General features: G+C 58.1%; 25 protein-coding genes and 1 pseudogene. 21 read left to right on the top strand and 5 right to left on the bottom strand.

What is annotated here, in order from left to right; all coding sequences use genetic code 11:
* The first annotated feature begins 6 nt into the window (after nt 1-6).
* Together ACESLM_RS07370 and ACESLM_RS07365 are read left to right on the top strand one after the other, a co-directional pair.
* The gene (locus tag ACESLM_RS07370) at nt 7-651 is read left to right on the top strand and encodes a hypothetical protein (protein WP_372630911.1); all 645 of its coding nucleotides are present in this window, start codon (nt 7-9) and stop codon (nt 649-651) included.
* 410 nt (nt 652-1061) lie between these two features.
* Nucleotides 1062-2414 carry a peptidoglycan DD-metalloendopeptidase family protein gene (locus tag ACESLM_RS07365; RefSeq protein ID WP_372630910.1) on the top strand — a complete coding sequence of 451 codons (1353 nt, stop codon included), beginning with the start codon at nt 1062-1064 and terminating at the stop codon, nt 2412-2414.
* Nucleotides 2415-2500: 86 nt separating this feature from the next.
* Here the strand turns inward: ACESLM_RS07365 and ACESLM_RS07360 are convergent, their stop codons facing one another.
* The 3 genes from ACESLM_RS07360 to ACESLM_RS07350 form a co-directional block, all read right to left on the bottom strand.
* Entirely contained in the window at nt 2501-2920 is a 420-nt protein-coding gene (locus ACESLM_RS07360; protein ID WP_372630909.1) for a type II toxin-antitoxin system VapC family toxin, read from the bottom strand.
* Nucleotides 2917-3162 (bottom strand): type II toxin-antitoxin system Phd/YefM family antitoxin, encoded by a 246-nt coding sequence (locus ACESLM_RS07355; RefSeq protein WP_372630908.1) that lies wholly within the window; start codon nt 3160-3162, stop codon nt 2917-2919. The genes ACESLM_RS07360 and ACESLM_RS07355 overlap by 4 nt, the downstream gene beginning before the upstream one ends.
* A 263-nt stretch (nt 3163-3425) precedes the next feature.
* On the bottom strand, nt 3426-3650 hold the full coding sequence (locus ACESLM_RS07350; protein WP_372630907.1) for a helix-turn-helix domain-containing protein: 225 nt from the start codon (nt 3648-3650) through the stop codon (nt 3426-3428).
* 114 nt (nt 3651-3764) lie between these two features.
* Here ACESLM_RS07350 and ACESLM_RS07345 point away from each other — a divergent pair, with 114 nt between their 5' ends.
* The 7 genes from ACESLM_RS07345 (at nt 3765) to ACESLM_RS07315 (ending at nt 10424) form a co-directional block, all read left to right on the top strand.
* Entirely contained in the window at nt 3765-4043 is a 279-nt protein-coding gene (locus tag ACESLM_RS07345; RefSeq protein ID WP_372630906.1) for a DUF6809 family protein, read from the top strand.
* 75 nt (nt 4044-4118) lie between these two features.
* Nucleotides 4119-4700, top strand: a complete 582-nt coding sequence (locus ACESLM_RS07340) for an LOG family protein (RefSeq protein WP_372630905.1) — start codon at nt 4119-4121, stop codon at nt 4698-4700.
* Nucleotides 4701-4902: 202 nt separating this feature from the next.
* On the top strand, nt 4903-5643 hold the full coding sequence (gene yycF / locus ACESLM_RS07335; RefSeq protein ID WP_094047164.1) for a response regulator YycF: 741 nt from the start codon (nt 4903-4905) through the stop codon (nt 5641-5643).
* The gene (gene walK, locus ACESLM_RS07330) at nt 5640-7463 is read left to right on the top strand and encodes a cell wall metabolism sensor histidine kinase WalK (RefSeq protein WP_372630904.1); all 1824 of its coding nucleotides are present in this window, start codon (nt 5640-5642) and stop codon (nt 7461-7463) included. The genes yycF and walK overlap by 4 nt, the downstream gene beginning before the upstream one ends.
* Nucleotides 7460-8773 carry a YycH family regulatory protein gene (locus ACESLM_RS07325; RefSeq protein WP_372630903.1) on the top strand — a complete coding sequence of 438 codons (1314 nt, stop codon included), beginning with the start codon at nt 7460-7462 and terminating at the stop codon, nt 8771-8773. The genes walK and ACESLM_RS07325 overlap by 4 nt, the downstream gene beginning before the upstream one ends.
* Nucleotides 8774-8803: 30 nt before the next feature.
* Nucleotides 8804-9568 carry a two-component system regulatory protein YycI gene (gene yycI, locus ACESLM_RS07320; RefSeq protein ID WP_372630902.1) on the top strand — a complete coding sequence of 255 codons (765 nt, stop codon included), beginning with the start codon at nt 8804-8806 and terminating at the stop codon, nt 9566-9568.
* Nucleotides 9569-9623: 55 nt separating this feature from the next.
* Nucleotides 9624-10424 carry an MBL fold metallo-hydrolase gene (locus ACESLM_RS07315; protein ID WP_372630901.1) on the top strand — a complete coding sequence of 267 codons (801 nt, stop codon included), beginning with the start codon at nt 9624-9626 and terminating at the stop codon, nt 10422-10424.
* Nucleotides 10425-10432: 8 nt separating this feature from the next.
* Here ACESLM_RS07315 and ACESLM_RS07310 read toward each other — a convergent pair whose 3' ends face one another.
* Nucleotides 10433-10633 (bottom strand): hypothetical protein, encoded by a 201-nt coding sequence (locus tag ACESLM_RS07310; RefSeq protein ID WP_094047159.1) that lies wholly within the window; start codon nt 10631-10633, stop codon nt 10433-10435.
* A gap of 218 nt (nt 10634-10851) precedes the next feature.
* Between ACESLM_RS07310 and ACESLM_RS07305 the strand changes: the two genes are divergently transcribed.
* Both ACESLM_RS07305 and ACESLM_RS07300 read left to right on the top strand, forming a co-directional pair.
* A complete protein-coding gene (locus ACESLM_RS07305; RefSeq protein ID WP_372630935.1) occupies nt 10852-12171 on the top strand; it encodes a S1C family serine protease in 1320 nt (439 codons plus the stop codon).
* A gap of 50 nt (nt 12172-12221) precedes the next feature.
* Nucleotides 12222-12389, top strand: a complete 168-nt coding sequence (locus ACESLM_RS07300; protein ID WP_094047158.1) for a CxxH/CxxC protein — start codon at nt 12222-12224, stop codon at nt 12387-12389.
* A 102-nt stretch (nt 12390-12491) separates the two neighbouring features.
* Here ACESLM_RS07300 and ACESLM_RS07295 read toward each other — a convergent pair whose 3' ends face one another.
* Entirely contained in the window at nt 12492-13142 is a 651-nt protein-coding gene (locus tag ACESLM_RS07295; protein WP_372630900.1) for a transposase, read from the bottom strand.
* 933 nt (nt 13143-14075) lie between these two features.
* Between ACESLM_RS07295 and ACESLM_RS07290 the strand changes: the two genes are divergently transcribed.
* The 10 genes and pseudogenes from ACESLM_RS07290 to ACESLM_RS07245 all read left to right on the top strand — a co-directional run bounded on the left by ACESLM_RS07290 (nt 14076) and on the right by ACESLM_RS07245 (nt 26291).
* Nucleotides 14076-15851, top strand: a complete 1776-nt coding sequence (locus ACESLM_RS07290) for an ABC transporter substrate-binding protein (RefSeq protein WP_372630899.1) — start codon at nt 14076-14078, stop codon at nt 15849-15851.
* Between the two features lie 90 nt (nt 15852-15941).
* On the top strand, nt 15942-16391 hold the full coding sequence (locus tag ACESLM_RS07285) for a response regulator transcription factor (RefSeq protein ID WP_372630898.1): 450 nt from the start codon (nt 15942-15944) through the stop codon (nt 16389-16391).
* Nucleotides 16392-16554: 163 nt separating this feature from the next.
* Complete coding sequence (locus ACESLM_RS07280; RefSeq protein ID WP_372630897.1) at nt 16555-17910, top strand: aspartate aminotransferase family protein; 1356 nt, start codon at nt 16555-16557, stop codon at nt 17908-17910.
* Nucleotides 17911-17934: 24 nt separating this feature from the next.
* A complete protein-coding gene (locus tag ACESLM_RS07275) occupies nt 17935-19773 on the top strand; it encodes an IucA/IucC family protein (RefSeq protein ID WP_372630896.1) in 1839 nt (612 codons plus the stop codon).
* Nucleotides 19770-20615, top strand: a complete 846-nt coding sequence (locus ACESLM_RS07270; RefSeq protein ID WP_372630895.1) for an IucA/IucC family C-terminal-domain containing protein — start codon at nt 19770-19772, stop codon at nt 20613-20615. The genes ACESLM_RS07275 and ACESLM_RS07270 overlap by 4 nt, the downstream gene beginning before the upstream one ends.
* Before the next feature lie 46 nt (nt 20616-20661).
* Nucleotides 20662-21924 carry an MFS transporter gene (locus ACESLM_RS07265; protein ID WP_372630894.1) on the top strand — a complete coding sequence of 421 codons (1263 nt, stop codon included), beginning with the start codon at nt 20662-20664 and terminating at the stop codon, nt 21922-21924.
* Complete coding sequence (locus ACESLM_RS07260) at nt 21878-23704, top strand: IucA/IucC family protein (protein WP_372630893.1); 1827 nt, start codon at nt 21878-21880, stop codon at nt 23702-23704. The genes ACESLM_RS07265 and ACESLM_RS07260 overlap by 47 nt, the downstream gene beginning before the upstream one ends.
* Nucleotides 23701-24978, top strand: a pseudogene (locus ACESLM_RS07255) (IucA/IucC family protein); the annotation flags it as partial. The gene ACESLM_RS07260 and the pseudogene ACESLM_RS07255, both read left to right, overlap by 4 nt.
* Nucleotides 24979-25090: 112 nt before the next feature.
* Nucleotides 25091-25651: an IucA/IucC family C-terminal-domain containing protein gene (locus ACESLM_RS07250; protein WP_372630892.1), complete on the top strand. Its 561-nt coding sequence runs from the start codon at nt 25091-25093 to the stop codon at nt 25649-25651.
* 22 nt (nt 25652-25673) lie between these two features.
* Entirely contained in the window at nt 25674-26291 is a 618-nt protein-coding gene (locus ACESLM_RS07245; protein ID WP_372630891.1) for an RraA family protein, read from the top strand.
* Nucleotides 26292-26313: the final 22 nt, after the last annotated feature.

Genomic DNA, 26313 nt, shown 5'->3' with positions numbered 1-26313 from the left:
ACGGGAATGTTCAAGTGGATAAGCTGGGCTCTGCGGCTGGTCGCGACGGCTCTATTGCTCAGCTTCCTATGCATATGGACGACAGGTTATATCGTGAACAGCTATATGGAATCGGTGCTCAAGCAGTTGAATTTGCCGCTTGAGGTGCAGCCGCTCGCTTTGTCGGGCGTCTGGGGAACGCTGTGGGGAGCGGAGCGAGCTCCGCAGAAGGAAGCGGCCGAATCGCCTTCTCGAGCGTCTCAGCAAACGCAAGGCGAGAGTCGGTCTTCCCCGTCGCCTTCGTCGCAGCCGTCCGTCGGCGGAAGCGAAGCGGACGGAGGAGAAGCGACGGACGAGGCGGTCCCGCCTCCGGAGCCGGCCGGAGCGGAGCCGGACTACGGAGAGGAGAGTCCGCCGGACGAGGCGGTGCCGGTGTTCGGGGACGAATCGTCGATCGGGCAGCTGACCGACGAACAGAGACAGTCGCTCTACTCGCTCGTCGTCTCGAAGCTGAACCCGGAGCAATTGCGACAATTGTCGAATTCGCTGCAAGACGGGCTGACGCCGGAGGAGCTGGAGGAGCTGCAGGACATGCTGAGGACGTCGTTGACGGACGAGGAGTATATGCAGATGATGAGGCTGCTGCAAGGGGAGCCGGCGTTGGAAGAATAGGCTTGACTCTAGGGCTTAGAGCGCTTACAAATTATGTGGCCGCGGGTGTTGTCAACCGGCGGCTATTTCCATTTTTCATAATTCTAATCCGTCCAAACGGTTGATAGAGTCCTAAGACCTATGCTAAAGTGAGGTACGAGCAATTGCCATAACCGGGAAGAAGAACACCGAAAGCAAGGGAAAAGGGGAAGATCATGGCCGATTTCAGGGGAACGGATCGGATCCGGAAAATCCTTGCCGCAGCGCGGCAAACCTTCCGCTTCGTTCGATTCGCGCAGAGGAACGGAAAGACCCGTACGGAGACTAACGCAAGAGAGACTCATCCTATACGCAAATACCGCAAGCCAATCCTTATAGCATCAAGCAGCATCGCAATCTCCATAGCGGCCGCTGTCGTAGGATTCAACTACGTGGAAGCGAACAAGGTAGACTACTATAAGGTTGTAGTCAACGGCGAAGTCGCGGGAGAGATCAGCAGCCCGGACATAGTCGAACAGCTGATCGCAGCGAAGGCGGAAGAGCTGGAGCACGCCGACACCCCTGCACAGTTGGTGCTGAATGACGATCAGGTCACCTACACGGCTGAAAGGGCTTACAAGAAGAAGACCGACGACGAGGCGACGCTGAATCGTCTCGAAAGCATGCTTCAAACCCACGCCGTCGGCGTCAAAGTCGTCGTAGACGGAGAAGTGGTCGGCGTCGTCCGCGACGAAGATACCGCCAAGAAGCTGCTGCAGCGGGTGAAGAACAAGTACGTTCCCGCGAGGCTCGTAGCGAAGCAGGGCGATATGGAAGTTCGTTCTCTGTCCGTGAATGCGGCGGCAACGGAAGACGAGGCGGAAGCAGCGGATACGCCCAAGAGAATCGTAACCGCCGTTTCCTTCGTCGAGAAGGTCGAGACGGTCGAATCCGACATCGACCCCGCGCAGCTATCCGATCCGGACGAGTTGTTCAAGACGTTGACGGAAGGCGAACCGATTCCTCGGACCTATACGGTGAAGAAGGGAGATTGCATCGGCTGCATCGCGCAGAAGCTGAAAATCTCCGAAGAACTGATCTACAAGAACAATACGTGGATCAAGAACGATTTCATCAACATCGGCGACGTGCTCGATCTGTCCGAGGAGGAGCCTCCGATTCTGAACGTCAACTCGGAGGAAGAAGTGACGGAGATCGAGGTCATCGAGCCGCCGATCGAATACCAGAAGAGCGATTCGATGAAGCTCGGCCAGCAGAAAGTGCTTAAGGAAGGCACGGAAGGCAGTCAGCAGGTCACCTACCGCTTGCTGAAGCGCAACGGGGCGTTGATCGAAGAAGAGCAGATCGATCGCAAAGTGTTGAAAGAGCCGATCCCGACGATCATTCTGAAAGGAACGAAAGTGATCCGGGGCGAAGGCTCGGGCAAATTCATCTGGCCGGTCGCCGGCGCGCGCATCACGAGCTATATGGGCTCCAGATGGGGACGGATGCACAACGGCATCGACCTCATCGGCAAGAGCAACATTATGGCCGCCGACGAAGGCGTCGTCGAATTCGCCGGTTACAAGAAAGGCGGCCTGGGCAATGCCATCATCATTGATCATAAGAATGGATTCAAAACGGTATATGGCCATCTGAAGAGCATCAGCGTGAAGAAGGGTCAGATCGTAGAGAAGGGCGACGTCATCGGCATTATGGGCAGCACCGGGCGATCTACCGGGACTCATCTGCACTTCGAAGTCCATCTAAACGGCAAGCTGAAAAACCCGACCAGTTACCTGTAAATCTTAAGCAGCTCCGTTTGCGGTTCAAATTCCGCGGCGGGGCATAAATAAAGCGCCGCTACCCTAACAGGTACGCGGCGTTTTGTTTAATCCCATGGGTTATAAACGGGTGCTTGACAACGCTCTATGTCTTTTACGTTTCGCGTTATAACGGTTAAATTATGAGCAAGCGCAGTGGAGGCAATCAGGCTGTCCATGAGAGGGAGTACGACTCCGTTCTTTTCTGAGTTTCCAAGCAGTTGTCCCCATGCCAACATAACATCGAGATCGAGGGGAAGAATACGTCCTTCGAACCGGGCGGTTAGGTCATTGTCAATCCATGCTTGCAGTCGAGTAGCCCGATCCTTATCGTCTAGTTTACTAATTCCTTTTTGTAGTTCTCCGAATGTTATTACACTCAGGAACAGCGCAGATTCGTCGCGTTCATCGATCCAATGCAGCACTTTCTGATGAGGGTTCTTTTTTATTAATTCCGAAATAACATTTGTATCTAAGAGATATTTCATAGCTCTACCTCTCTCGCGAGGTCATTGTTTCTTTCCAAATCGAGCTCGAGGTCGCGCAGAGGAGAATCCTTAAAGAAGTCCGTCAGACGGGTTTTGGGTTTCGTTAGTCGGTGGTATTCATCCATAGAAAGAACGATAGCAGCGGGTTTTCCTCGTACGCTAATGATTTGCGGCCCTTCGTCACCAGCCATTTTAACGACCGCGCTCAACTGATTTTTCGCGTCCTGAAGTTGCCATTGCATACACAATCCTCCCCTCTATTCAGCTAGACCGTCTAGATTTATTATATCACACAGAGCTTGTTCGTAATCGCCCATTTAAGGGAAGATCGGAGCGGTATCCCGTTTATTGAGGATATAGAACTGCATTTTCTCGAGCTGCCCAAGGTTGACGACCACGCCGCGCCTGTCGAGCATGGCGGCTTGATCAAACTGAACAATCGTTGGCTGAAGGATCAGTCCGTGGGACTAAAAGGAGCGGCGCTACCCTACTGGTATTCGGCGATTTACTTCTTTTTAGCCGAATAAGGCTCCTTGCGGTCTGTTCGGTTCAACAAATAGTCGGTGCTAGTTTGGTGGAGGTCAGCTAGTTTGATCAGCGCAGAGGTTGGCAAATCCAACTCCCCAGTCTCATACCGTGAATAGGTGGTCTGGCTTACTTTCAACAGATTGGCGATTTCTTTCTGCGTCCAGTCTTTGTCTTCTCGTAACGCTCTAATTCGTATAAACATTTATCATCACCCAAAGCTATCTTAGTTTATGCGGAAATTGCATATTGATTTTTATGCGTTTTTCGCATAATTTTTAAGGGGGAGAAAAAAACGGTTGCGGGAGGTCGTCGGAGAATGAAAAGCGTATTGAAGGATCTATACAACGGAGACTTATGTCCGGTAGGGCAGATCGTGTCAAAGAACATTGTTTATCGGGAGATTGGGCGCAGAATCTCGGAGGAGATGGGGGTGTGGAGGAAGCGATTGACCGAGGACGAATATAAGCAGTTGGAAAACCTGATTGACCTGCGCGTCCAGACCATCGAAATGGATTTGGCCGCATCGTTCGAGCACGGGTTCAAACTCGGGGCTTTGCTGATAATGGAAGTGATGTTTGAGAAACAAGAGAACTAAGTGACGCAGTGGAACTGCCGCATTCGCTTCTGTATACTTTTTGTGGAGAACATCATGTGGATTTGAGGGATAGAAATGAAAAGTATTGCGGTGTTTTGCGGCTCCAGTATGGGGGCTCTCCCTTCCTACAGGGAAGGTGCGGTCGAACTGGGTAAAGAGTTGGCCCGGCAGGGAATTACGCTTGTCTACGGAGGAGCAAGCGTGGGCATTATGGGGACGGTCGCGGATGCCGTGCTGGAAGCGGGAGGCAAGGCGATCGGCGTGCTTCCGAAGATGCTGGAGGACAGGGAGATCGCCCACCGCGGCTTGACGGAGCTTATCGTCGTGAATTCCATGCACGAAAGAAAAACGAAAATGTCCGATCTGGCGGACGGGTTTATCGCTTTGCCGGGCGGTCCTGGGACGATGGAAGAGTTTTTCGAGGTTTTCACTTGGGGGCAGTTGGGGCTCCACAGGAAGCCTTGCGGCATTTTGAACATCGATCGGTATTTTGATTTGTTGCTGGCGTTTTTCGGGCATATGAACGAGCAGCAGTTTCTTCAGGACAAATATGCGTCCATGGTTCTCTCCGATTCCAGCCCAACGGGCTTGCTGGACAAGTTTCGCGCATACGAACCGCCTTCCGTGAAAACGTACATTGAAGAAGGACAGACCTAAGAGCATAAATAAGAGCGGTCCGTGCAAGCCCAACAGCTTCACGGGCCGTCTATATCTCTTTCAAAATACCCTCAAAATCATTCTGGCAGGTCGAGGAGCGGTTTGGGAATGGGGATGTACATACGCCATTGGGGTCTTGCCCGCATTATGTTAAGATAGAAGGATAGGATTAGCTTCCGAGAACAGGGAGGCGGTGCAGGCTATGTTGGGTAAAATTCTGGTCGTCGACGATGAACGGCCGATTGCGGATATTTTGAAGTTTAATTTGGAGAAGGAAGGCTACGAGGTCGTCTGCGCCTTCGACGGGGAAGCGGCGGTTCGGCTGGCGTTCGAGGAGGAGCCGGATCTGATTCTGCTCGACCTGATGCTACCGATCAAGGATGGCATGGACGTGTGCCGGGAAGTACGGACGAGACTGTCCACTCCGATCATCATGCTGACGGCCAAGGACAACGAGATCGACAAGGTACTCGGGCTGGAGCTCGGCGCCGACGATTACGTGACGAAGCCGTTCGGAACGCGGGAGCTGCTCGCCAGGGTGAAAGCCCACTTGCGCCGGCAGCGCAAGGTGGAGACGCCCCGGTCGGACGAAGAAGCGCAGCAGGAAGCCGAGCGTCAGGGCATCCGGCTGTTCAATTTGTTTATCGATACGGATATGTATGTGGTCTATAAGAACAATCAGCCTCTCGATCTGACCCATCGGGAATTCGAGCTCGTTCATTACTTGGCGAAAAACAGCGGCAAGGTCATGACGCGCGAGCATTTGCTTCAGGCGGTATGGGGTTTCGAATATTTCGGCGACGTGCGCACGGTGGACGTGACGATTCGCCGTCTTCGGGAGAAGCTCGAGGACGATCCGAGCCGCCCGGAGATCATTCTGACCCGACGCGGGCTGGGCTACTTGGTGCGTAATCCGAAGATGGCGGGCGGTTATTACGGATGAGAGGCGTTCGGTTGTTTCGCAGCATTCAGATTAAGCTGATTATGATGGTGCTGCTGCTCATTCTGATCGCGGTTCAACTGATCGGGGTGTACTTCATCAGCACGATGAAAACTTCGCTGATCAACTCGTTCTCCAGCAATCTGAACGATCAGGCGAATTTGTTGACGACGATGCTCTCCTCTTCGAATTCGAACAACGAAGCGAGCCTGCAGGCGGGAGCGGAGGGGACGCTGAGCGATCTGGTCAGCAACTTCTTTACCAATAGCGGGGCCGAGGTGCAAGTGCTGGACGCCGGCGGCAAAGTACTGGCCACCTCCAACAACACTCAATCTTACATCGGAAGAAAAAATACATCCCTGCTCGTCAGCCGGGCGCTTCAGGGCGTCCGGGACAACGAGGAAGAGATCATTGACGAGAACAACGTCCGCAACAAGGTCATCGCCAAGCCGATTTTCAGCGGCGATAAAATCGTCGGAGCGGTCTACATCGTCGCTTCGATGAACGACCTGTACCAGACGATGGAAAATATCAACCGTATCTTCGTCTCGGCGACGCTGATCGCGCTCGGATTGACGGCGGTGCTGGGCGTGCTGCTAGCAGGAACGATTACGTCGCCGATCAAGGCGCTGACCCGCCAAGCGGGCGCGGTGGCGGAAGGACGGTTCAACGAGCGGGTGCCGGTGTTCGGGAGAGACGAGATCGGCCAGCTCAGCGTCGCCTTTAACGAGATGACCGACCGGCTGAGCGATGCGCTGGCGGTAAACGAGGAAGAGAAGGAGAAGCTGGCGTCCATTCTATCCAACATGAGCGACGGCGTGCTTGCCACCGATGAAGTGGGCAGCGTCATCGTCACCAACCGCCGGGCGCGGGCGATGCTCGGTCTGCGGGAGCCGCGGGACGGGATTACGCTGTCCGAGGCGCTCGGTATCGCGAAAGAACCGATCGCGGAGACGCTGCAGGGCAGGGAATCGTCCATGCTGCTGCACCGCGAGACGGACGACGGGACGGAAGACCAGATCTACCGGGTGACGCTGACGCCGATCCGGCGGAGAGACAGAGGGGTAGCCGGAGCAATCGCGGTGCTCCAGGACGTTACGGAGGCGGAGAAGCTCGAGCAGTCGCGGCGGGAGTTCGTCGCGAACGTCTCCCACGAGCTAAGAACGCCGCTGACGACGATCAAGAGCTACGCGGAAGCGCTGGACGACGGGGCATTGGACGAGCCGCCGCTGGCCGATCGGTTCGTCGGCGTCATTCGCAGCGAGACCGAGCGGATGATCCGGCTCGTTACCGATTTGCTCCATTTATCCCGGTTCGATTCCCGACGCAACCAACTGCTGCGCCAGCACGTCGATTTGCTCGAGATGCTTGAGGAGGTCGTCGACCGGTTCTCCTTTCAACTCCGTCAGAAAGCAATTACCGTATCGGTGAAGGTCGAGGAGACGCACAAGGCGGCCCTGTTGGATCGAGACGGCATCGACCAAGTGTTGGACAATCTCGTCTCGAACGCGATCAAATATACGTTGGACGGCGGCTCGATCGATATTACGGCCAGAACGAACGAAACGGGACAGCTGGCCATCGCAATCAAGGATACCGGGATCGGCATTCCGAAGAAGGATCTTCCTCGGATCTTCGAAAGGTTCTACCGCGTCGACAAGGCGCGCTCGCGAAATATGGGCGGCACGGGGCTGGGGCTGTCGATTGCCCGGGAAATCGTGCGCGCGCACGGCGGCTCGATGACGATCGACTCCGAGATGAACGTCGGTACCGTCGTGACCGTGTTGCTGCCGATCGTGCCGGAAGGAAGTGAGAGCGCATGATCGAGAAGGGCAAATCCGTATTGCTGTTTCTGCTCGTCGTCATGAGCCTTTACCAGAGCTATCTGCTGGCTTACAGCAAGCCCTTCATGGAGGCAAAGGTGAAAACCGAGCTGAACTACGTGAAGACCGAGCCTCTCGGCACGGAGCTGGAGGTCAGAGACCTGATCTTCCCCGAACAGCTTGTTGTTCATCTGGGAGAAGACAGGCATACGGTGTTCTATCCGAGCACCGTTCCGTATTACAATCTGATTCTGGAGAAGCTGCGCAGCCGTGAGTTCAAGAGTTTGCAGCGGGACTCGGTGAATGCGGTCGATTGGGATCGGATTGCCCGGGAAAATCAGGGCGTCGAGCTGCGTTTCGGTCGTGCGATTCCGTTCGAATTGCTGCAGCGGGTGTTCAGGATCGACGGAGATTTCCTGTTCTCCCGGGATTCGATCGACCGGATCTGGGTTTACACGAGCAAGCTCCGGGACGAAGTAAGGACGTACTTCTTCAGCTCGGACGGTCGCAACGTGTACGAAGCGCAGAAAGCGGATTTGACCGTGGGCGACGTCGAAGGCTATGTCGGTTTTGGGCAGTACTGGGACCCCTACGTCATCTACGGTGAAGAGATATACATTCCGGAGAAGCCGATCTCCCGAATGCTGGCCATGGATGTGCCATACGACCGCTATACCGCGGAACAGATGCAGGACAATTTGTTCTTCGACGCCAGCAGCGTGCGGGCGATTCCGAGCGGTACTTTCTACAACGATGCCAAACGGGCAATGAAGATCGAGCAGGGCGGCACCTGGCTGTCCTACACGGACCCTGTCGCTCCGACCGAAGGCGCCGACGAGCTCGTCGAGAACTTGATCGCCGCGGTCGGCTTCGTGAACCAGCACGGCGGCTGGAACTCCAAGCATGCGCTGGTTCAGGGGACCGACCCGGTCAAAGACAACGCAAATATCCGATTTCAGCAATATTATCGGGACGTTCCCGTCGTATCGGGTCCGGTGATGAATTTCGGCTATATGCAGATGACGCTGCAGCGGGGGCAGGTCACCTCTTACGCCCGTTCGCTGGTTCTGCTCGATCAGGAAGTGTCGAATAAGAAGATCAGGACGCTTCCCGCCGGCAGCGAGCTGCGCTCCATCCTGAAGAGCAAGGAGTCCGTCGGAGGGAGGATCGAGGCGGTATTCCCGGCCTTCCGGCCGGAAATGTTGGAGGATAAGGTTGTCCTCGTCCCGGTATGGGCCGTTCGATTGGCCGGCGGAGAAGTGGCGATCGCGGCGGATTCGACTGCGGCCGCAGCAACGAAGGACAAATAAACCGCGACAAGGCGAGGAAGGAGGAGAGGGATGGACTGGAGACGGGCTAAGAGCGTGTTGATCGTATCCTTTCTGCTGCTCAATATTGTACTGGGTTATCAGCTGTGGATCGAATGGCGCGAGAGGCTGAACACGACGGTCAACTGGACGTCCCTTCCTCCGGAGACGATTCAGTTCATGCGGGAAAACAACATTCAAGTGGACGACAACGCCAAAATCCCGACCGAGACTCCGAACATGCGCGAGATCAGCTATACGTTCAAGCAGCGATCGGAACAAGGCATTTCCAAGCGCAAGGAGATCGTATCTCCTCCGGAGACGCGCATCGTATTCGGCGAAGAGCTGTTTAAGGTATTGGGCGGAGTCATTCCGGAACTCGACAAGTACGCGCTCGATCAGCCCGGGAGCCGAGAGGGCTCTTACTTCGTTTTTAACCGGATGGAGGGCGGCTGGCCGATGTTCGATACTCACCTCACTTTGTACTACAGCGAGCAGAGAATACGCGCGTATACGCAGGACTTGATCGAGATCAAGCCGCTTGCCGGGGCCAAGGATCAGCAGGTGCTTCCGGCCGCCAAGGCTCTGGCCAAGGTGATCGAGAGAAATCTGCCGTCGGGGTCGGTGATCAAGGAAGTTCGGCTCGGCTACCATGGGGAAATCTTCGATGAGTTGGAAGAGCAAGTTTCGACGCCGTCTTGGAGGGTTTTGCTGGAAAATGGCGAAGAAGTGTATTATGTGAACGCGATCAGCGCCGAAGTTACGGTGGAGAAAAGCGACGCGCCGGCCAATCCGTAGACGAACGAACCGAGGAGAAACGGCGTCAAGCCGGGGAGAGGAACAGAAAGCGATTATGGGACTTCGATTCACGGTGCTAGCCAGCGGGTCGACAGGCAATGCGACCGTCGTGTCCTCGGATGCGGCGAGCGTGTTGGTCGATGTCGGACTTAGCGGCAAGAAAATAGAAGAGTTGATGAGAGAAAGAGAGTTTTCCGGCCAGGAGCTCGACGCGATCTTCGTGACGCACGAGCATTCCGACCATATCAGAGGCTTGGGGGCTTTCGCGCGCAAGCATAAGCTTCCTATCTACGCCAATGAGAAAACCTGGGGAGCGATGAAGAAGTCGGTGGGCGACATTCCCGAAGGGAACCGGAGAGTTCTCCCGACCGACAGCGTCATGGAGATCGCCGATTTGCGGATCGAATCCTACGCCATCTCCCACGATGCGGCCGAGCCGGTCGGATACTGCTTCCAGGCCGGCGGAGCGAAGCTGAGCCTGGCGACGGATCTCGGCTACGTGAGCGACAAGGTGATGAGGCAGCTGCAGGATTCGGACGTTATGGTGCTCGAATCGAACCATGACGTCAACATGCTCCGCATGGGCCGGTATCCGTGGAATACGAAACGGCGCATTCTCGGAGACATGGGCCACCTCTCCAACGAGGCGGCCGGCGAGGCGCTGTGCAGTCTGTTGACCGGGAGGCTGAAGAGGGTCTATCTGGCGCATCTCAGCCAGGAGCACAACTTGATGGATTTAGCCAAACTGACCGTGAATACAGTATTAGAGAACAACGGATTTTTCTATCATAAGCATGAATTCGCGCTTTGCGATACATACTACGACCGCCCTACGCCATGGGATATCGTAGGATGAGTGCAGAGTTATAATAGAAGCTGCCGGTTCAGCTCGGCCTCCATCTCGGAAGCTTTCTGCCGAATCTCCTCCGGCGTCAGAATGCCTTTGTCGACCAGAAGCTCAATCAGCGTGCTAAGAGCAAGAAGCTGCTTGTAGTTGTCGTGTTTCATCTCGGACACTTGCGAGGCAAGATCGAGGAAACGCCAGCCGAATTCCGCAGTTTTCATTGGATATCCTTCCTTTCTTTACATGTGAAAGTTGAGGGGAAATCACTTGCTTGTCCTCATGGATTCTATTACTATTCTAGTCAAAACCTTAAGAAACATTCCTATTAAATTGGGTTTTGCATGATTAGATCGGCCGCGATTAGCTAGAATAGATAAGAGAAAGTTTGCAGCGGAGAGAGGGAGCGGACAGCTTCCCGAGAGAAGGACGGTGCATGGCCATGAGTTTGTTCAATGATGATTTCTATTCTACGCGAGTCAGGCGGCGCTCGCGATATTGGCTGCGCTCCGGTTCGAGACCGGGAAGATTCCGTCCCGGATCGACGCTGAGAATCGCCCTGATCTCTTCGCTGACCAGTTCCGTCTTCGTAGCCGCGCTGTTCCTGGCATTCGGAAGCGGCAGAGGGAGCCCCGGGTCGGAAGCTAGGCCGGCGATCGTGGATGGGCAGTCGTACGTCGAGACGTCGGAGAGGATTATTTCCGCTTCCGAGAAAGTGAGGCCGGCCGTCGTCAGCATCATTAACTTGACGACCCAGGCGCTGGAGCTTCAGGAGGCCGGGGATTTCGAAGAAGGCGAGCTGCCGTACAATACGAGCATGGGCTCGGGCGTTATTTTCCAGAAGAAGAACGACAAAGCCTACATCATTACGAATGCGCACGTCATTCAGGACGCGGGCGAAATTCAAGCCTTAATGGTTAACGGAGACCGGAAAAAAGCCAAGATCGTCGGGAAGGACATCATTACCGATCTGGCGGTGCTGGAAGTGAGCGCGGACGGGATCGATACGGTCGTGGAGTTGGGTCATTCGGATAAGCTTCGGGTCGGGGAGATGGTCATCGCGATCGGCAATCCGCTCGGCTTCGGGGATTCTCTCACGCAGGGAATCGTCTCTTCGACGAAACGGATCATTCCGGTATCGATCAACCAGGACGGCAATTATGATTGGGAGCAGGAAGTTATCCAGACGGACGCCGCGATTAATCAAGGCAACAGCGGCGGAGCTTTGGTCGACTTGAACGGCAGGCTGGTCGGAATCAACAGCATGAAAGTGGCCGACAGAGGAGTCGAAGGCATCGGCTTCGCGATTCCGATCGATCAGGCTCTTCCCGTGCTGAACGCTCTGATGGATAAAGGCAGAGTGTCGCGACCTTACATGGGCGTATACACGATGAATCTGGGCCTGTATTTGGACGGCCTGGAGATGAGAGGATTGGACGATCCGGAAGAGGAAGAGTGGCCGGAGGATGCCGATGAATCGGACGGAGAGGCGTTCGAGCCTGCCGAACCGGTCGTCCCGGACGGAGTGAGCAAGGGCGTGATCGTACTGGAATCCGTAGGTCCGTCGCTTGATGCGGGGCTGAAGTTTAACGATATTATCGTGGCGCTGGACGGCACGGCGATCGGAAGCACGCTGGATCTTCGCAAATACTTGTATAACTCGAAGAAAATCGGGGAATCGATGAAAGTAACCTATTATCGGGATGGCAAGAAGCAGACGCTGGACGTGAAGCTTGCGGAGAAAGCGAATGAGCAAGAATAGCGCCGACGGGAATACGAAGCAGATGTTGCGGACTGGAAGGGATTAACGGAATGTATTGCGTATGCCGCGAGCACGTGGAATTGGCGATCGATAAATTCGTGGACGAATACGAGGACGCGCCGGATCTGGTGAATTTGCAGACGACGGCGTTCTCGGCCTGGACTCCGCCCCAGCATTGCGAGTGGTGCGGCAATCCGGCGGAAATTTTAATCGTATAGCTCTTATCCGTCCGACTTCGGTTTTCGGCCGGGTCGGAAGAGTCGCTTCTGCTGCTTGTTTGCAGGAGCGTCTTTTTTGATGTATGCATACTGCGTGCTTGGTCAGGAGGCGCTTTTTCGCTCGCGCAGCATCCCGTACTCGTTCAACGTGTAGATCGTCGTGCAAGTACCGAGGATCAGCTTACTGAGTGCTTCTATCGGATTGTGGCCGTTGTTGTTGCGGAAACGATACTCGTAATAATAGTAAAGCCGGTTCCAGTTGGACACGCGTTTGCCGTAGTACTTGCGAATGAAGGAGCGGGCCTTCTTGTACATCATCAGCATGGCTCGCCTTACGATCGGCTGCTGGGCCGAGCGTTTCTCGCGTACCCAGAAATCGAGCATCGGCGGACCCTCCGACTTGTGCATGGCAAGCCGAACCTTGCGCAGCAATCTTTCGGCCGTGCGCTGTTGGATTTGCAGCGTCTGGGCAAGCTTGCGCGCAGAACAGCGCTGACCCGAAGCGACCCAATAGAGGGTGACCATCCAGTAGCGCAGGGGCAGCTTCGTGCGGTGCATCAGCGTATTGGACGTAATGGAGGTTTGCGTCTTGCAGTTGGCGCATTCGTACACATTCCGCGTTTTGATCAAGCAGTACCGCATTTCTCCGCACTTGGTACAAATAAAACCGCGCGGCCAACGAGCGGCGAATAAATAGTCCCGACAGGACTGCTCGTCCGGAAACAATGCCATAAACTTGCGAATGGACGCCATCGAATCTCTCCTCCGCCACAAAATCGAACATTTGTTCTTATTCACATCATACCAAACATTAGTTCTCATTTCAACTCAAATTTGCGAATAAATAGGAATTTTCACGATTTTTCCTGTCCGTATGAACGCCTTTGTATCTCAAAATCGGCTTACCTGAGTGAATGGCAGATGGGGGTGCGGGGTTGCTTCGCTGCATGACGGCGGGCGGTCGACCACATGATCGGAGGGGTGATGGAGGTTATCGTAGGCTGGCTGCAGGCACCAAAGCAGCATAGATTTCGTGGAGTGGCGATAGGCACGAATGAAGCGAAGATTCCGTAGAGCGGCTATAGGCAAGAATGGCGCGAAGATTCCGTAGAGGGGTTATAGGCATGAATGGCATGAAGATTCGTAGAGCGGTTATAGGCAAGAATGGCGCGAAGATTCGTAGAGCGGCTATAGGCACGAATGAAGCGAAGATTCCGTAGAGCGGCTATAGGCAAGAATGGCGCGAAGATTCCGTAGAGCGGCTATAGGCACGAATAAGGCTAGGATCCCGTGAGGCGGTTTTATAGGTATGAATGGGCGGAAATTGTAGACTTGCTACAGGAACTAACACGACAATAGATTCCGTAGAGCGGCGATAAGCATGAACGGGGAGCAGGACAGACTTGAAATGGTTCAAAGCGGGTAAAGTGCGGCAGCTAGGGGGATCTGCAGATGACTCAGGTAGGCTGAAAATGAGATATACGGACGGACACAGTCAGTAAAAATATGGAAAAAAATAAGAGGGGAGGGGCTGGAGAAAAAAGAGAAGAGCGGGAATCGGGAATTCAAACGGGGGAAACGCCAACTATTAAGACAAGACATAAACAGTATTGATAATCGTTCTCAATATGATAAACTGATCACGAAATCGTATTAGCGAAACAACCGTCTGCGGGAGGTACGAAAATGAATTTGCACAGTCATGTAATGGCGTGGAATTATGCGGCTCTCCAGTTGAATAGCGTCGGGAAGTTTGTCGTGCGTCCGAGGGGAAAAGTGAGCGGGTATCGGTTGCCCGCAGGGGCGTTTCTATACGTTTCTTGCGGCAGGGCGAAGGTAAGGATCGGCGACACGGAGTTTGAAGCGGACAGAGATTTCGTCTGTCATGCCGGCCGGGACTCCATTCTTCATATCGCGCAGGCCTCGCAAATCTTCGAATACTATCTGATCGGATATCAGGCGATCGGAGCCGATCCGTGCAGCGGTCAACCGTCCCCACTGCGCTGGCCCGGAGATCCGTTCAAGGAGCAGTATGGATTTATGCCGCGCACCCCGATACCGCTGCGCCAGAAAGTCGAGCAGATGCACAGGCAATGGCAGCGAGCGGGGACGCTGGAGCAGTTTCACGCCAAAGCGCTGTTTCATCAATTCGTATACGAGGTACTTGGGGAGCTGTTGGAAGCGGGAAGGGCGGCGGAGACGGCGGATCTCGTAAACCTGGCCGTTCGGCATATCGGCGCCCACTACGCCGAGCCGTTGACACTGGAGTCTCTCGCTTCGACGCTGAACTGTACGGGCAGGCAGCTGCAGCGGCTGTTCAAGGCCAAGCTGCTGATCGGACCGATCGAATACTTGATTCAGCTTCGAATGGATAAAGCGAAGGCGCTGCTCCGACAGACGGACGTCCCGCTTAAGCAGATCGCGGAGGCGGTAGGCTACGAGGACGGCTACCACTTCAGCCGTATGTTCAAGAAGCACGCGGGCGTATCTCCCGGTCTGTACAGAGAGCAGGACCGTTCTGATACGGGTGAGCGTCGCCATTTCCCATCCCGGCCGTCGCGAAACGCCATTGCCGCTCCGGAGCCGCAGGGCTATAGTAATTTTGGAAGCAGCTTAGGCAAGCATCGGGTGATTCCGCACTTAAGAGGAGAATTGGTTCTGACCCGCAAGCCGATAAGAATCGCCGTTCTCGACTATCAATATATCGATCATCTGGCGGCGCTTGGCGAGGTTCCCGTCGGCAGCGTCATCGGCACGAGCGATAACTCCGCTTTTCCCGCCTATCTGGCGGATCGGCTGAGCGACGTTAAAGTGCTCGGCACGAAGGAGATGCCCGATCTCGAAGCGATTATCGCATCCAAGCCGGACTTGATCGTCTGCACGAGGTTTCAGGAGGAGCTGTACGACAGGCTGTCCATGATCGCGCCGACGCTCATGTTCGATCGGAACGAGGATTGGCGCTTCACGCTGCTGAAGATCGGCAGAATCGTCGGCAAGACGAGAGAGGCGAGACGGCTGATCGACCGGTACCGGAAAAAGCTCGAGAAGCTGCAAGCGGCGCTGGCCAGCCATCTGGCAGGCAAGACGGTTGCCCTGGTGCGTCCGCGCGACCGAATCATTCGCTTGCACACGACGGCGCACCGCACGGCGGAGCTGCTGTATCGAGACTTGGGCTTGGCCGCGCCGGGAATGACCGTCGGAGCGGGGAATACGAGCCTCCCGATCTCGCTGGAGACGCTGCCGAATTTGCACGCGGACCATCTGTTCGTGCTTGAGGACGACTCCAATCTGCAGTTGGCGGAAGAATTTCGAAGCACGCCGATCTGGCGAGAGCTGGAGGCAGTGCGAGGGAATCGGGTGTACACCGCGAATACGACGCTGTGGGTCGGCTACTACGGGCCGATCGCCATTGGCCGGGTTCTGGACGAAGTCGCCGAGGCATTGCTTAGACCGGCGACATAATTGAATACGAAGACGACAGGAAGGGGGCGACAACGGATAACGACGACGCCTCCTTTTTTGGTACGAACCGACGGATGCGAGGGGGAGAGCATGGGAGAAGCCAAAGTAAGGTTGATCATCGATTCCGCTCCGCGAGACGGCTCGAATCTGGGGAAGCTAATCGAACTGCACCGCATGGTGGTGGAACAGACGATGCGTCTCAACATCAACGAGTACGTCAGAATCACCTGGGAGCTGGACGGGGCGGAAAGTGGGGAAGCGCCGCCGGGAGAGGCGGGAGGATTGCTGCGAAATCAGGGCGACCCGATGAGCGCGCTTAGCGGCCGGCAGAGGCAGATTGCGGACATGCTGTGCGCGCACTATTCGATCAAGAGGATTTCAAGCGAGCTGTTCGTCAGCGTCAACACGGTCAAGAAGCATATTCAGAACATGAAGAGGGCGTTGAGGGTCGAGTCGTCCGGGGCCGATTTTATTTATTTGCTAAATCGATTGATGCAAGGGGGAACGTTGACGGAAACAGAGCTTACTCCAAATGAATAGTCCATATTATCCGATCGGAGAATTTACGGAACCCGTCCGCGTTGCTAATCTATATTCAGGCATATTGATAATGATTATCATTATTAAAGTTAAAGGGCGATTTCCGGAGAGCAACGGGGAAGCCCCGGATAATCGCGAACATGCCTGAGGAGGATGGGAGAACGTGAAAGGAACCGTACAGAAGTCGAGGAACGATCGCTATCTCGAAAGCCAGGCCGCACGGGAATCCAACGCCAGATCTTACCCCAGGAGAATTCCGATCGCCATTCAGGAAGCGGAGGGAGTTTACGTTAAAGACATGGACGGCAGGACGTATTACGACTGTCTTGCCGGAGCCGGGACGCTGGCGCTCGGCCACAACCATCCCGTCGTCCTGGAAGCGGTCCGGGAGATGCTGGACCAGAAGCGTCCGATGCATACGCTGGACTTGACGACCCCGGTCAAGGAGGCCTTCGTGGACGAACTGTTCGCGAGCCTGCCGGAGGAGTTGGCCAAGGATGCGCGCATTCAGTTTTGCGGACCGACGGGAGGGGATGCCGTCGAGGCGGCGATCAAGCTCGTCAAGACGGCGACCGGAAGGCGGAGCATCCTCTCTTTTCAAGGAGGGTACCACGGCTCTACGCACGCGGCGATGAGTTTGAGCGGAACGCTCGGACAGAAGGAGAACGTGCAGGGACTTATTCCCGACGTTCATTTTCTTCCGTACCCGTATTCCTACCGCTGTCCGTTCGGTGTCGGCGGAGAGGAGACGCACCGGATTTCCAGCCGATACGTCGAGCAGCTGTTGAGAGATCCCGAGAGCGGCATCGTGCCGCCCTGCGGAATGATTTTCGAAGCGGTGCAGGGTGAGGGAGGATCGATCCCCGCGCCGGCGGAGTGGATTCGCGAGATGCGGCGGATTACGCAGGAACGGGACATTCCGCTGCTCATCGACGAAGTGCAGACCGGCTTCGGCCGCACCGGCAAAATGTTCGCTTTCGAGCATGCCGGAATCATCCCGGACGTGCTGATTCTGTCCAAGGCGATCGGCGGAAGCCTGCCGCTGTCGGTCGTCGTCTATCGCAGCAAGTTCGACGTCTGGAAGCCGGCGGCGCATATCGGGACGTTCCGCGGCAACCAGTTGGCCATGGCGGCGGGGCTGGCGACGCTGAGATACATGAAGGCGAACGATCTTCCGGGGCATGCGGAGCGAATGGGCGCTCGGCTGCGAGAACGGATGGAGGAGCTGCAAAGCCGCGTTGCCCAGATCGGCGACGTGCGCGGCCGGGGCCTGATGCTCGGCGTAGAGATCGTGGATGCCGGGAAAGAAGCGGATCGGCTGGGGCACAGCCCTGCGAATCCGCAGCTGGCCAGCCGCATTCAGCGGGAATGCTTGCGGCGGGGACTTATTCTGGAGGTTGGCGGCCGCCATTCCGCCGTTATGCGTTTTCTGCCTCCGCTGATCGTAACGGAGACGGACATCGACGAGATCGCCCGCATTTTCGGCGAGGCCGTACACGCGGCTTGCGCGGCGGAGTGAGCCGGAGAGGAGACGGGGGGGACTATGCTGCAGACGGAACAAAAGAAGCTGTCGGAGAAGGGGCCGCATACGGAACAGAGAAAGCCGTCGGGGAAGGGGCTTCTGGCGGAACAGAGAGCCTCTGTAAGCGCGGGCGATCTGGCGCAGCGCGCGACCGTGAGGGGGCTGCTGAATTGCTATTTCCGAGAGAACGGAATCGCCGACCCCAGGGCGAAAAAGCGGGAAAAGATGGGGCCGTCGGAGCCGGGAGATACGTTCGAGGTTTCTCTGGATACGGACGGCGAGGCAACAACGATTGAAGGGACGCTCGTATACGCCTCCCGAATCGGGCAGCACAATTATGGAGCTGCATTCGAGGAGATACGGCAGGACGGCTTGCGCCGCGTGTTAAGCTGCGAGAGGCTGATCGCGCTGCTGCTGGAGGAAACAAGCCGGACCGTTCTACTGGAGCGTCGGGCGGCCAATCTTGCCGCGGTCAGGGAACGTACCGAGAGCAGCTTGCGGAACATGAGCCGCTACATGGATCGGGCACGACAGCGGGAAGGCTCGGCGGATGTGCCCCTCGATTTTATCCGGTCGGAGCAGTCGCTCCTCTTCGGCCACCCGTTCCACCCCTACCCGAAAAGCTCGGAGGGCTTCGCCGAAGACGAGCTTGAGCGGTACAGCCCCGAGCTGGGGGCATCGTTCCAGCTCGGCTATGCGGCCGTCCACCGACGCTATGTCAGCGAGGAGAGGGTAGGGGAGAAGAGGCAAGCTCCTCCGGCCGACGCAGTTACGCGGGCCAGGGAGAGACTGGGCGGCAAGGCGGACGAATATGCGCTGCTTCCGATGCATCCTTGGCAGCTTGCCTTTCTCCTGCGGCAGCCGGGACTTCAGGAGCTGATCGGCCGCTCCGAGATCGTCGACTTGGGCCCGGCAGGTCCGGTTGTCTATCCGACCTCGTCGGTAAGGACGGTATGGAGCCCGGACACGGGAGACGGCTACAAGCTGCCGCTGCACGTGAGGATCACCAATCTCGTGCGCGACAATACGCCAGAGCAGGCGAGGCGAACGCTCGACGCGGCCAAGATCGTGCGGCGGCTTGACGGCGATCCGGCCGGAGAGGGGTTCGCCATACTGGAGGAGATCGGCTGCAGCCAGGTCTCTTTTGGGACGGGGGAGGCTGCGGAGTGGTCCTCATGCTTCACGGTGATTCACAGACCGCTGCGTCTGCCGAGAGAGACGACGTTCGTGCTGGCCTCCTTGCTGGAGCCCTATCCGGGACAGTCCGAGCCGAAGCTGGTCGGAGCCATCTTGGACGGTTCGGGAGGAACGCTTCCCGATTGGTCCGAGTGGCTGGAACGCTATCTGAGCCTGTCTCTGCTGCCGCTTCTTCGTCTTGCGGCGGAGCAGGGCGTCGGCTTCGAGGCTCATCTGCAAAACTCGCTGCTGACCTTGAAGAACGGCTGGCCCGACCACTTCTACGTTCGCGATCTCGAAGGAGTCAGTGTCGACCGCCGGAAGGCGGCCGAAGCGGGCTGGATCGGAAGCCTGGTGGACGAGAGCAGTCCGGTGCTGTACGAGGAAGCCGTGGTTTGGCATCGTACGAAATACTATTTTATCGTCAATCATCTCGGCTCGCTTATTCATGAAATTGCCGCTTATGCCAGGGAGGATGAGCGGCGCTATTGGGGCGTCGTAAGCCGCTTGCTCCGCAGAGAGCGGCGGCAATCGCCGGGCAGGCTGAGCGAGCTGATCGACGATTTGCTCGATGGCGACACCCTTCCGGCCAAAGCCAATCTGAAGAGCTGCATGGCGGGCCGTGGAGAAACGCCGGTATTCGTACCTATTCCAAACCCCATCAAGGGAGACGCGCGTACATGATTGAAAAGTCGGCATTCACCCCCGCGGAAGCGGAAGTTCTCTCGCAAAGTTTCGGCATGCTCACCGGCAGTCCGCCGGATTCGTCCGAACGCATTCCATGTCTCGATCTGCTGGACGAGGCTCGATGCGCGGCTTATCTGGACCGGTTGGCGGAGACGCTGCCGTCGCCTTCCCGCCTGATCGCGGCCTCGCAGTTTGCGAAGAGGTACGCTTTCGTCGCGGCGGTTCCAGCGTTGTATGCCATGACGGCGTACGGCAAGGGGGTGGATCTGGCGATCGAAAACTGTTCACTGGACGCGTCGCCGGCCCGGATCGGGCAAATCAGGCTACTGGCGGCGGACGTCTCGGTCACGACTCCGAGGGCGGAGATGCGCGAGCGATGGCGCGAGGAATTAATAGCGAGGCTGTTCGCCAAACATATCGCGAGAATATGGAGAACCGTATCGAAGGTCGCAAACATTCCTCTGCCTATTTTGTGGGAGAACGCGGCGGTTCGGGTGTATTCGCTGTACGAAAAAAGAATTTCCGGCAAGGCCGACGCCTGTGCCGATTACGACTATTTGATTCGCGGCGCGACGGGGAAAGCGTTCGGGGAGCGGAGGAATCCGCTGGGATGGTTTTACGGAGGATGGCGGTCGTCCGCGGTAGAGGCATCTCCGAGAGGTTCCACGGCCGTGGCGTCTTCTTCGGGAAAGTCCGCGACCTCGGCTTCCCAGGGAGCGCCCGGGATCGCGCCGTCTTCGGGAGCGTCCGCCATACGCATTCGGAGAACGTGCTGCTTCTACTACCAGGCGGCTCCGGATGCGGAATATTGCGACGCCTGTCCGAAAATTCCCCGGTAGCCTCCGGCCTGCATAGCAATCTATCGGAAAGGAACGTGCCGTCCCGGTGGAAAAGTGGAAACGCAACCTGTTCATTCTGTATGCGGGACAGTTTCTGGCCATGGCTTCCACGAGCTGCGTCGCTCCGTTCCTGCCGCTTTATCTGCAGGAGATGGGGCTGACCGACCCGGGACAAGTGCGCCTATGGACGGGAATCATCTATGGCTCGAACCTGCTGACGGCTTTCCTGTTCGCCCCGATCTGGGGCAGGCTGGCCGACCGTTACGGCCGCAGGCCGATGCTGATTCGCTCCGGGATCGGGATGGCGGTCACGATTACGCTCATGAGCTTCGCGGCGGCCCCCGTTCATCTGCTGCTGCTCCGGCTCGTCAACGGGGTGGTGTCGGGCTTCAGCCCTTCCGCCATTGCGCTGGTCGCGACCCATACGCCCAAGGAACATAGCGGGTACGCGCTGGGCGTCCTGCACTCGGGGGCGGTCGCGGGCACGATGATCGGGCCGCTGCTGGGCGGGATCATGGCCGATCGCTTCGGCTTCAGCGCCGTTTTTCTGTATCTGGGCATCAGTATTTTTATCGCATCGTTGATCGTCATCTTCTGGGTGAAAGAGAGCTTCGAGAAAAAAGAAGTCAAGACGAGGACGCCGTTCTTTCAGGACTTCCGGACGATCGTCGGCCGCAAGCCGGTCTCTTCGCTGCTCGTCTCGGCGGCGGCAATCCGCATGGCGATGGTGGGCACGCTGCCCCTCATTCCGCTGTACGTGCAGCAGCTGGCGCCGGGGGCGAACAATCTCGTGCTGCTGGCCGGCATTACCACGGCGGCGATGGGCGTGGGCAACATGGTCACGGCGCCGCAGCTCGGCAAGCTGGGAGACCGGTTCGGCTCGCGTTACGTTCTGGTCGGAGCGGTGAGCGGGGCGGTTCTGTTTCTGATTCCGCAAGCATTCGTGCAGGAGCTGTGGCAGCTGATCGCGCTGCGCGCGCTAACCGGAGCTTGTCTGGGCGGCATGATGCCGTCGGTCAACGCGCTCATGCGCCATTATGCCCCGCCGGGGATGGAGAGCAGCGCATACGGCTACTTGAACTGCGCGCTGTTCCTCGGGGGAATGGTCGGATCGGTCGGGATGGGCGCCGTCTCGTCGCAGTTCGGATTGCCGATGATTTTCATCGGCTCCGCTCTTCTGTTGTTGATGAATAACGTCTGGATGAAATATACCGTTCTGAAACAAGAAACGAACCGAATGGAGCTGAGTGCAGGTGCACACGTTGGACAAAACGGAAGAGACCGAACGGATTCCGGTCTTCCACGCTGATCATTACGCCGAGGTCGAGCAGAGGGTGCTCTGCCAACTGATCGAGGCGGCTTTGTACGAAGGGATTGCGCCATTTTCTTTCGAGCCGCGGTCCGAGGGAGAACGGAGCGGAACGTATTCGGTTCCCGGGATCGATTCGCGCGGCCTGCCCGTCGAATACGCATGCCGCGGCAGGCGCATGCTCAGCTTCGGCCGTCTTCGGGTGGAGCGAGGCTCGGTCGTCCGCAGAGGCGGCGAGGGCGAAACCCCGGCCGCATTGGCCGGATTCGCCGAAGAGGTGCTGGGCCGGGTCCGGAACACCGAACAGCTCGTCCCGTTCATGGCGGAGCTGGAACGCACGCTGGCGAACGACGCGCAGGCGCAAGCCTATCGAGCCGGGCTTAACGCTCCGGGAGAAGACGCCGATTACGATGAGCTCGAAGCCTGGCTCGAAGGGCATCCCTACCATCCGTGCTACAAGTCGCGGATCGGGTTCGGCTTGCGGGAGAACGCCTTGTTCGGACCGGAATTCAGCGCGGAGCTTCGCCCCGTATGGGTGGCGGTTTCCCGCGTCCGGAGCCTGTTGGCCTTGTCGGCGGAGGCGGATTACGACTCGTTCCTCCGGCGGGAGCTGGGGGAGGAGACGGTTCGAAGCTTCGCCGCGAAGCTGGGGAGCCAAGGACTGAGCCTTGGGGATTATCTCCTGCTGCCCGTTCATCCGTGGCAGTGGGAGCATGTCGTGCTGCCCGGCTTCCATCGGCAGTTGGCGGACCGGGAGCTAGTCCTGCTAGGAAGCGGTCCGGACAGCTACCGCGCGCAGCAGTCGGTGCGCAGCCTGGCGAACCGTTCGAGCAAGGACAAGGCGTACCTGAAGCTGGCGCTCGGCATCGTGAACACGTCGACCCGAAGGACGCTGGCGAAGCACACGGTGCTGAACGCGCCGCTCGTGTCGGATTGGCTGGCGGCGCTGGCGAGCAGCGACGAGGTCGCCCGCGAGCTCGACTTCGCGCTGCTGTCGGAGTTCGCCGGCATTTCCTACGATTACGAAAAGCTGCCCCTGACGATGCAGGCATCCGCATACGGAAGCCTGGGCGCGATCTGGAGGCAAAGCGTTCACCCGCACCTGCGGCCCGGAGAGCGGGCGGTTCCGCTGAGCGCGCTGTGCCTGACCGCGGGCGACGGCAGCTTCATCGAGCCGTGGCTGCGCCGGTACGGCCTGGAGGCCTGGACGCGCCGCGTGCTGGAGGTGACGGCGACTCCGCTGATCCACATGCTGTACGCCCACGGAATCGCGACGGAGTCCCATGCCCAGAACCTGATCCTCATCCACCGCGACGGGCTTCCCGTCCGGCTGGCTCTGAAGGACTTCCATGACGGTTTGCGTTTCTCCAAGCCGCATCTGACTCGTCCCGAGCTGTGCCCGGAGCTGAATCCGGAGCCGGCCCGCCATCGCGCGTTGAACCGGCATTCGTACATGCAGACCGACGATCTGGAGTCGGTTAAGGATTTTCTGCACAGCGCCTTCTTCTTCGTGTTCGCCGCCGATCTGTGCCTGTTCCTGAACGAGCGGTACGGGCTGAAGGAGGAGGCGTTCTGGGAGCTGGCGGCCGACGTGATCTATGACTATCAGGAGCGGTATCCGGAGCATGCTGCCAACTATGCCCGGTACGACTTGTTCTCGGAGACGATCCGGATCGAGCAGTTGGCAAGAAGACGCCTGTGGAAGGATGCGGAGGTCGATCCCAAAGCGGTTCCGAATCCGCTCCGTCTGTACCGCAGGGAAGGGGGCGGACGAGGATGAGCGAAAAAGGGACGGATCGTTCGGCCCAAGCCCGGCAAGAGCGGGCGGAGGCGCAGACGGAGAGCCGGGTGATGGAGGATCTTGTAAACGCGCTGCTAGCGGAGGGGATGCTCGACGGATATGATCGGGTCACGCTCGTCTCCCCGGACGAGTGGCGGGAGTTGATTCGGATCGACGGAGCGCTGGCTGCCGCGGATCGGTTGTTCGGGCCGCATGCGAAAGCCCATGTGTACAGGTGGCGGGCGAATAGCGGGGATGGGCGGGCGGCCGAGCTGGTATTTCCGGTATTCCCGGCGGTCGTTCAGGCGTACCGGCTCGTCGCGAATGCGGGAGTATACGAGCTAGCGACAGGCGCTGAGGGCGGAGCGGTGCCGAGAAAAATCGGGCCGCTGGAGCTGATGACCCGGACGCTGGATCTGCACGAGGGAAATCAGGAGGTCGACCCCGACTCGGCGAAGAGGCTGCTGGATATGATCGCCCAGACGCTGCAGCAGACGGCGTGGACGCTGGAGAACGAGCTGACCGGAGACGTTCTGCCGGGACAGGACGCGTCGTCGTCGCTGCTAGCGCTGGAGCGCAAAGCGGCTTTCCGCGATCGGCCGTTCCATCCGGTCGCGAAGGTCAAGATGGGTCTCGCGGAAGCCGATTATCGCCGATATTCGCCGGAGTTCGGAGGCGGGATAACGCTGAGATGGATGGCGGTGAGCCGCAAGCATATCGTAGCGGGCGAGGGCGCTCGCGACGCCGAGCCCGCTCGGCTGCTGCTGGCGGAAGAGGAAGAGGCGCGCGTACGGGAAGAGATGGAAAAGCGGGGGCTGGCCGCGGACGACTATGTTCCGCTCCCCGTGCACCCGTGGCAGATGACGGGTTTGGCGGAGCATTTGCGGGAGGAGATGGCCGCCGGCGTATGCGTGCCGCTGGCCGCAGAGGCGGGCGTCTATCACGCCACGTCTTCGCTGCGGTCGCTTATGCCCGAGAGCGGGGAAGGGCTTCACGTCAAGCTGCCGCTCGGCCTTCATTCGCTCGGGGGGCTGCGCTATCTGTCGGCAATCAAGCTGATGAACGGAGGGCGCGCGGAGAGGCTGATGAGGTCGGCGCTGGAGAGGGATGCCGAGCTGGGGAGGCGTCTGTTCCTGTGCGACGAGACGGCTTGGTGGGCTTACTTGCCGGAGAGCCGGGACTTGTTCGCCGAAGCGCCGCGGCATCTGTCGGCGATGCTCAGACAGTATCCGCCTGAACTGGCGGCCGATGAAGGCGTGAGGCTCGTTCCGATGTCCGCCCTGGCGGTGTTCGGCTCCTCGGAAGGCGGGCACGTCTTCGACGAATGGCTGCGCTCGCGGGGAAGCCGAGACCGAAGCGGCCGTCGTCCGGCTGTTCGGGGAAGCGATGCTTGCTTTCTGCACGGTCGTCCTGCGCCTGTTCCGTCTGGGCATGATGCCCGAGGTGCACGGACAGAACTCCGTACTGGTCGTGGAGCGCGGGCGGGTGAAGGGACTGCTGCTCCGCGATCACGACGCGCTGCGCGTGCACGTGCCCTGGCTGTCGGCAAACGGTCTTGCCGACCCGGAGTACCAGCTGCGGCCGAACTATCCGAACTCCCTGTACCACGACGATCCCGGCAAGCTGCTTTCCTTTTTCCAGACGCTGGGCATTCAGGTGAACGGCTACGCCGTTCTCGACAGTCTGTCCCGTTATTACGGCATCCCGGAAAAGCGGCTATGGCTGGAGCTGCGCGAGACGTTGGAGCAGGCGGTCGATTCGGCCGGGCTGACGGAAGAGGCGCGACGGACCGCTAGCCGTCATCTGTTCGAGGCGGAGGCTTGGCCGTGGAAGCAACTGATCCGTCCGCTGCTCAAGCCCCGGTCGCGGGTGGCCGGAAGCATGCCTTTCGGAATGGGGCAGGCTCCGAATCCGCTGCGGGTCCATGCCGCGTCGCTAAAACTTTAACTGTCCGAAGGGGGAGACCGTCATGATGAGAATTGAACCGAGGGTGCAGGGCGTCACGCCCGAGCTGCTGGAGCTGTATCGGGAGGTCAGTCCGTCGACGATCGGCCATCTGACCGACTTCGGATTTCTGAAGGGGCTGCGTCCGCTGTTTCGTCCGATCCGGATACTCGGCAACGCGGTGACCGTGCGCATCCCGCATATCGACGCCGCCGCGATCCGCCATGCGCTGGAGCTGGCCGAGCCGGGAGACGTGCTCGTCGTGGACATGTCGGGAGACGACCAGCGAGCGTGCTGGGGAGAATTCCGAACGTATGCGGCGCTTCGCAAGAAGCTGGCGGGAGCGATCGTATCCGGCTGCGTCTCGGACGTGCGGGCGCTGTCCGCGCTAGGCTTTCCCGTCTATTCGACCGGGGTCAGCGCTTTGACGACGCGTTCGCTGGAGCTGGAGGGAGAGGTGAACGTCCCGATCAGCGTCTGCGGAGCCAGCATGAATCCCGGCGACCTGATCGTCGGGGACGACGACGGCGTCTTCGCCGTCGACCCGCGTCAGGCCGAACGGTTCGGCCTGGCGGCGCTGGAGAAGCAGCGCAGGGAAGCGAAGAAGAGGCAGGAACTGGGCTACGGCCATCTGCAAGTGTAGTCGATAGAGCCGAAAGGGGGAA

It is taken from the genome of Cohnella sp. (genome assembly GCF_041641335.1).
Lineage (GTDB): Bacteria > Bacillota > Bacilli > Paenibacillales > Paenibacillaceae > Cohnella.
The sequence above is the reverse complement of the archived record's forward strand: the minus strand, read 5'-3'. Positions and strand labels throughout refer to the sequence as shown.

What these genes read in the sequence shown, in the direction of transcription:
- ACESLM_RS07245 (WP_372630891.1), top strand. Translation starts at nt 25,674, where the DNA reads ATGATGAGAATTGAACCGAGGGTGCAGGGCGTCACGCCCGAGCTGCTG.
- ACESLM_RS07315 (WP_372630901.1), top strand. Translation starts at nt 9,624, where the DNA reads ATGGGACTTCGATTCACGGTGCTAGCCAGCGGGTCGACAGGCAATGCG.
- ACESLM_RS07345 (WP_372630906.1), top strand. Translation starts at nt 3,765, where the DNA reads ATGAAAAGCGTATTGAAGGATCTATACAACGGAGACTTATGTCCGGTA.
- ACESLM_RS07355 (WP_372630908.1), bottom strand. Translation starts at nt 3,162, where the DNA reads ATGCAATGGCAACTTCAGGACGCGAAAAATCAGTTGAGCGCGGTCGTT.
- ACESLM_RS07350 (WP_372630907.1), bottom strand. Translation starts at nt 3,650, where the DNA reads ATGTTTATACGAATTAGAGCGTTACGAGAAGACAAAGACTGGACGCAG.
- ACESLM_RS07270 (WP_372630895.1), top strand. Translation starts at nt 19,770, where the DNA reads ATGATTGAAAAGTCGGCATTCACCCCCGCGGAAGCGGAAGTTCTCTCG.
- ACESLM_RS07290 (WP_372630899.1), top strand. Translation starts at nt 14,076, where the DNA reads ATGAATTTGCACAGTCATGTAATGGCGTGGAATTATGCGGCTCTCCAG.
- ACESLM_RS07340 (WP_372630905.1), top strand. Translation starts at nt 4,119, where the DNA reads ATGAAAAGTATTGCGGTGTTTTGCGGCTCCAGTATGGGGGCTCTCCCT.
- ACESLM_RS07310 (WP_094047159.1), bottom strand. Translation starts at nt 10,633, where the DNA reads ATGAAAACTGCGGAATTCGGCTGGCGTTTCCTCGATCTTGCCTCGCAA.
- ACESLM_RS07250 (WP_372630892.1), top strand. Translation starts at nt 25,091, where the DNA reads ATGCTTGCTTTCTGCACGGTCGTCCTGCGCCTGTTCCGTCTGGGCATG.
- ACESLM_RS07300 (WP_094047158.1), top strand. Translation starts at nt 12,222, where the DNA reads ATGTATTGCGTATGCCGCGAGCACGTGGAATTGGCGATCGATAAATTC.
- ACESLM_RS07325 (WP_372630903.1), top strand. Translation starts at nt 7,460, where the DNA reads ATGATCGAGAAGGGCAAATCCGTATTGCTGTTTCTGCTCGTCGTCATG.
- ACESLM_RS07295 (WP_372630900.1), bottom strand. Translation starts at nt 13,142, where the DNA reads ATGGCGTCCATTCGCAAGTTTATGGCATTGTTTCCGGACGAGCAGTCC.
- ACESLM_RS07275 (WP_372630896.1), top strand. Translation starts at nt 17,935, where the DNA reads ATGCTGCAGACGGAACAAAAGAAGCTGTCGGAGAAGGGGCCGCATACG.
- ACESLM_RS07305 (WP_372630935.1), top strand. Translation starts at nt 10,852, where the DNA reads ATGAGTTTGTTCAATGATGATTTCTATTCTACGCGAGTCAGGCGGCGC.
- ACESLM_RS07360 (WP_372630909.1), bottom strand. Translation starts at nt 2,920, where the DNA reads ATGAAATATCTCTTAGATACAAATGTTATTTCGGAATTAATAAAAAAG.
- yycI (WP_372630902.1), top strand. Translation starts at nt 8,804, where the DNA reads ATGGACTGGAGACGGGCTAAGAGCGTGTTGATCGTATCCTTTCTGCTG.
- ACESLM_RS07285 (WP_372630898.1), top strand. Translation starts at nt 15,942, where the DNA reads ATGGGAGAAGCCAAAGTAAGGTTGATCATCGATTCCGCTCCGCGAGAC.
- walK (WP_372630904.1), top strand. Translation starts at nt 5,640, where the DNA reads ATGAGAGGCGTTCGGTTGTTTCGCAGCATTCAGATTAAGCTGATTATG.
- yycF (WP_094047164.1), top strand. Translation starts at nt 4,903, where the DNA reads ATGTTGGGTAAAATTCTGGTCGTCGACGATGAACGGCCGATTGCGGAT.
- ACESLM_RS07370 (WP_372630911.1), top strand. Translation starts at nt 7, where the DNA reads ATGTTCAAGTGGATAAGCTGGGCTCTGCGGCTGGTCGCGACGGCTCTA.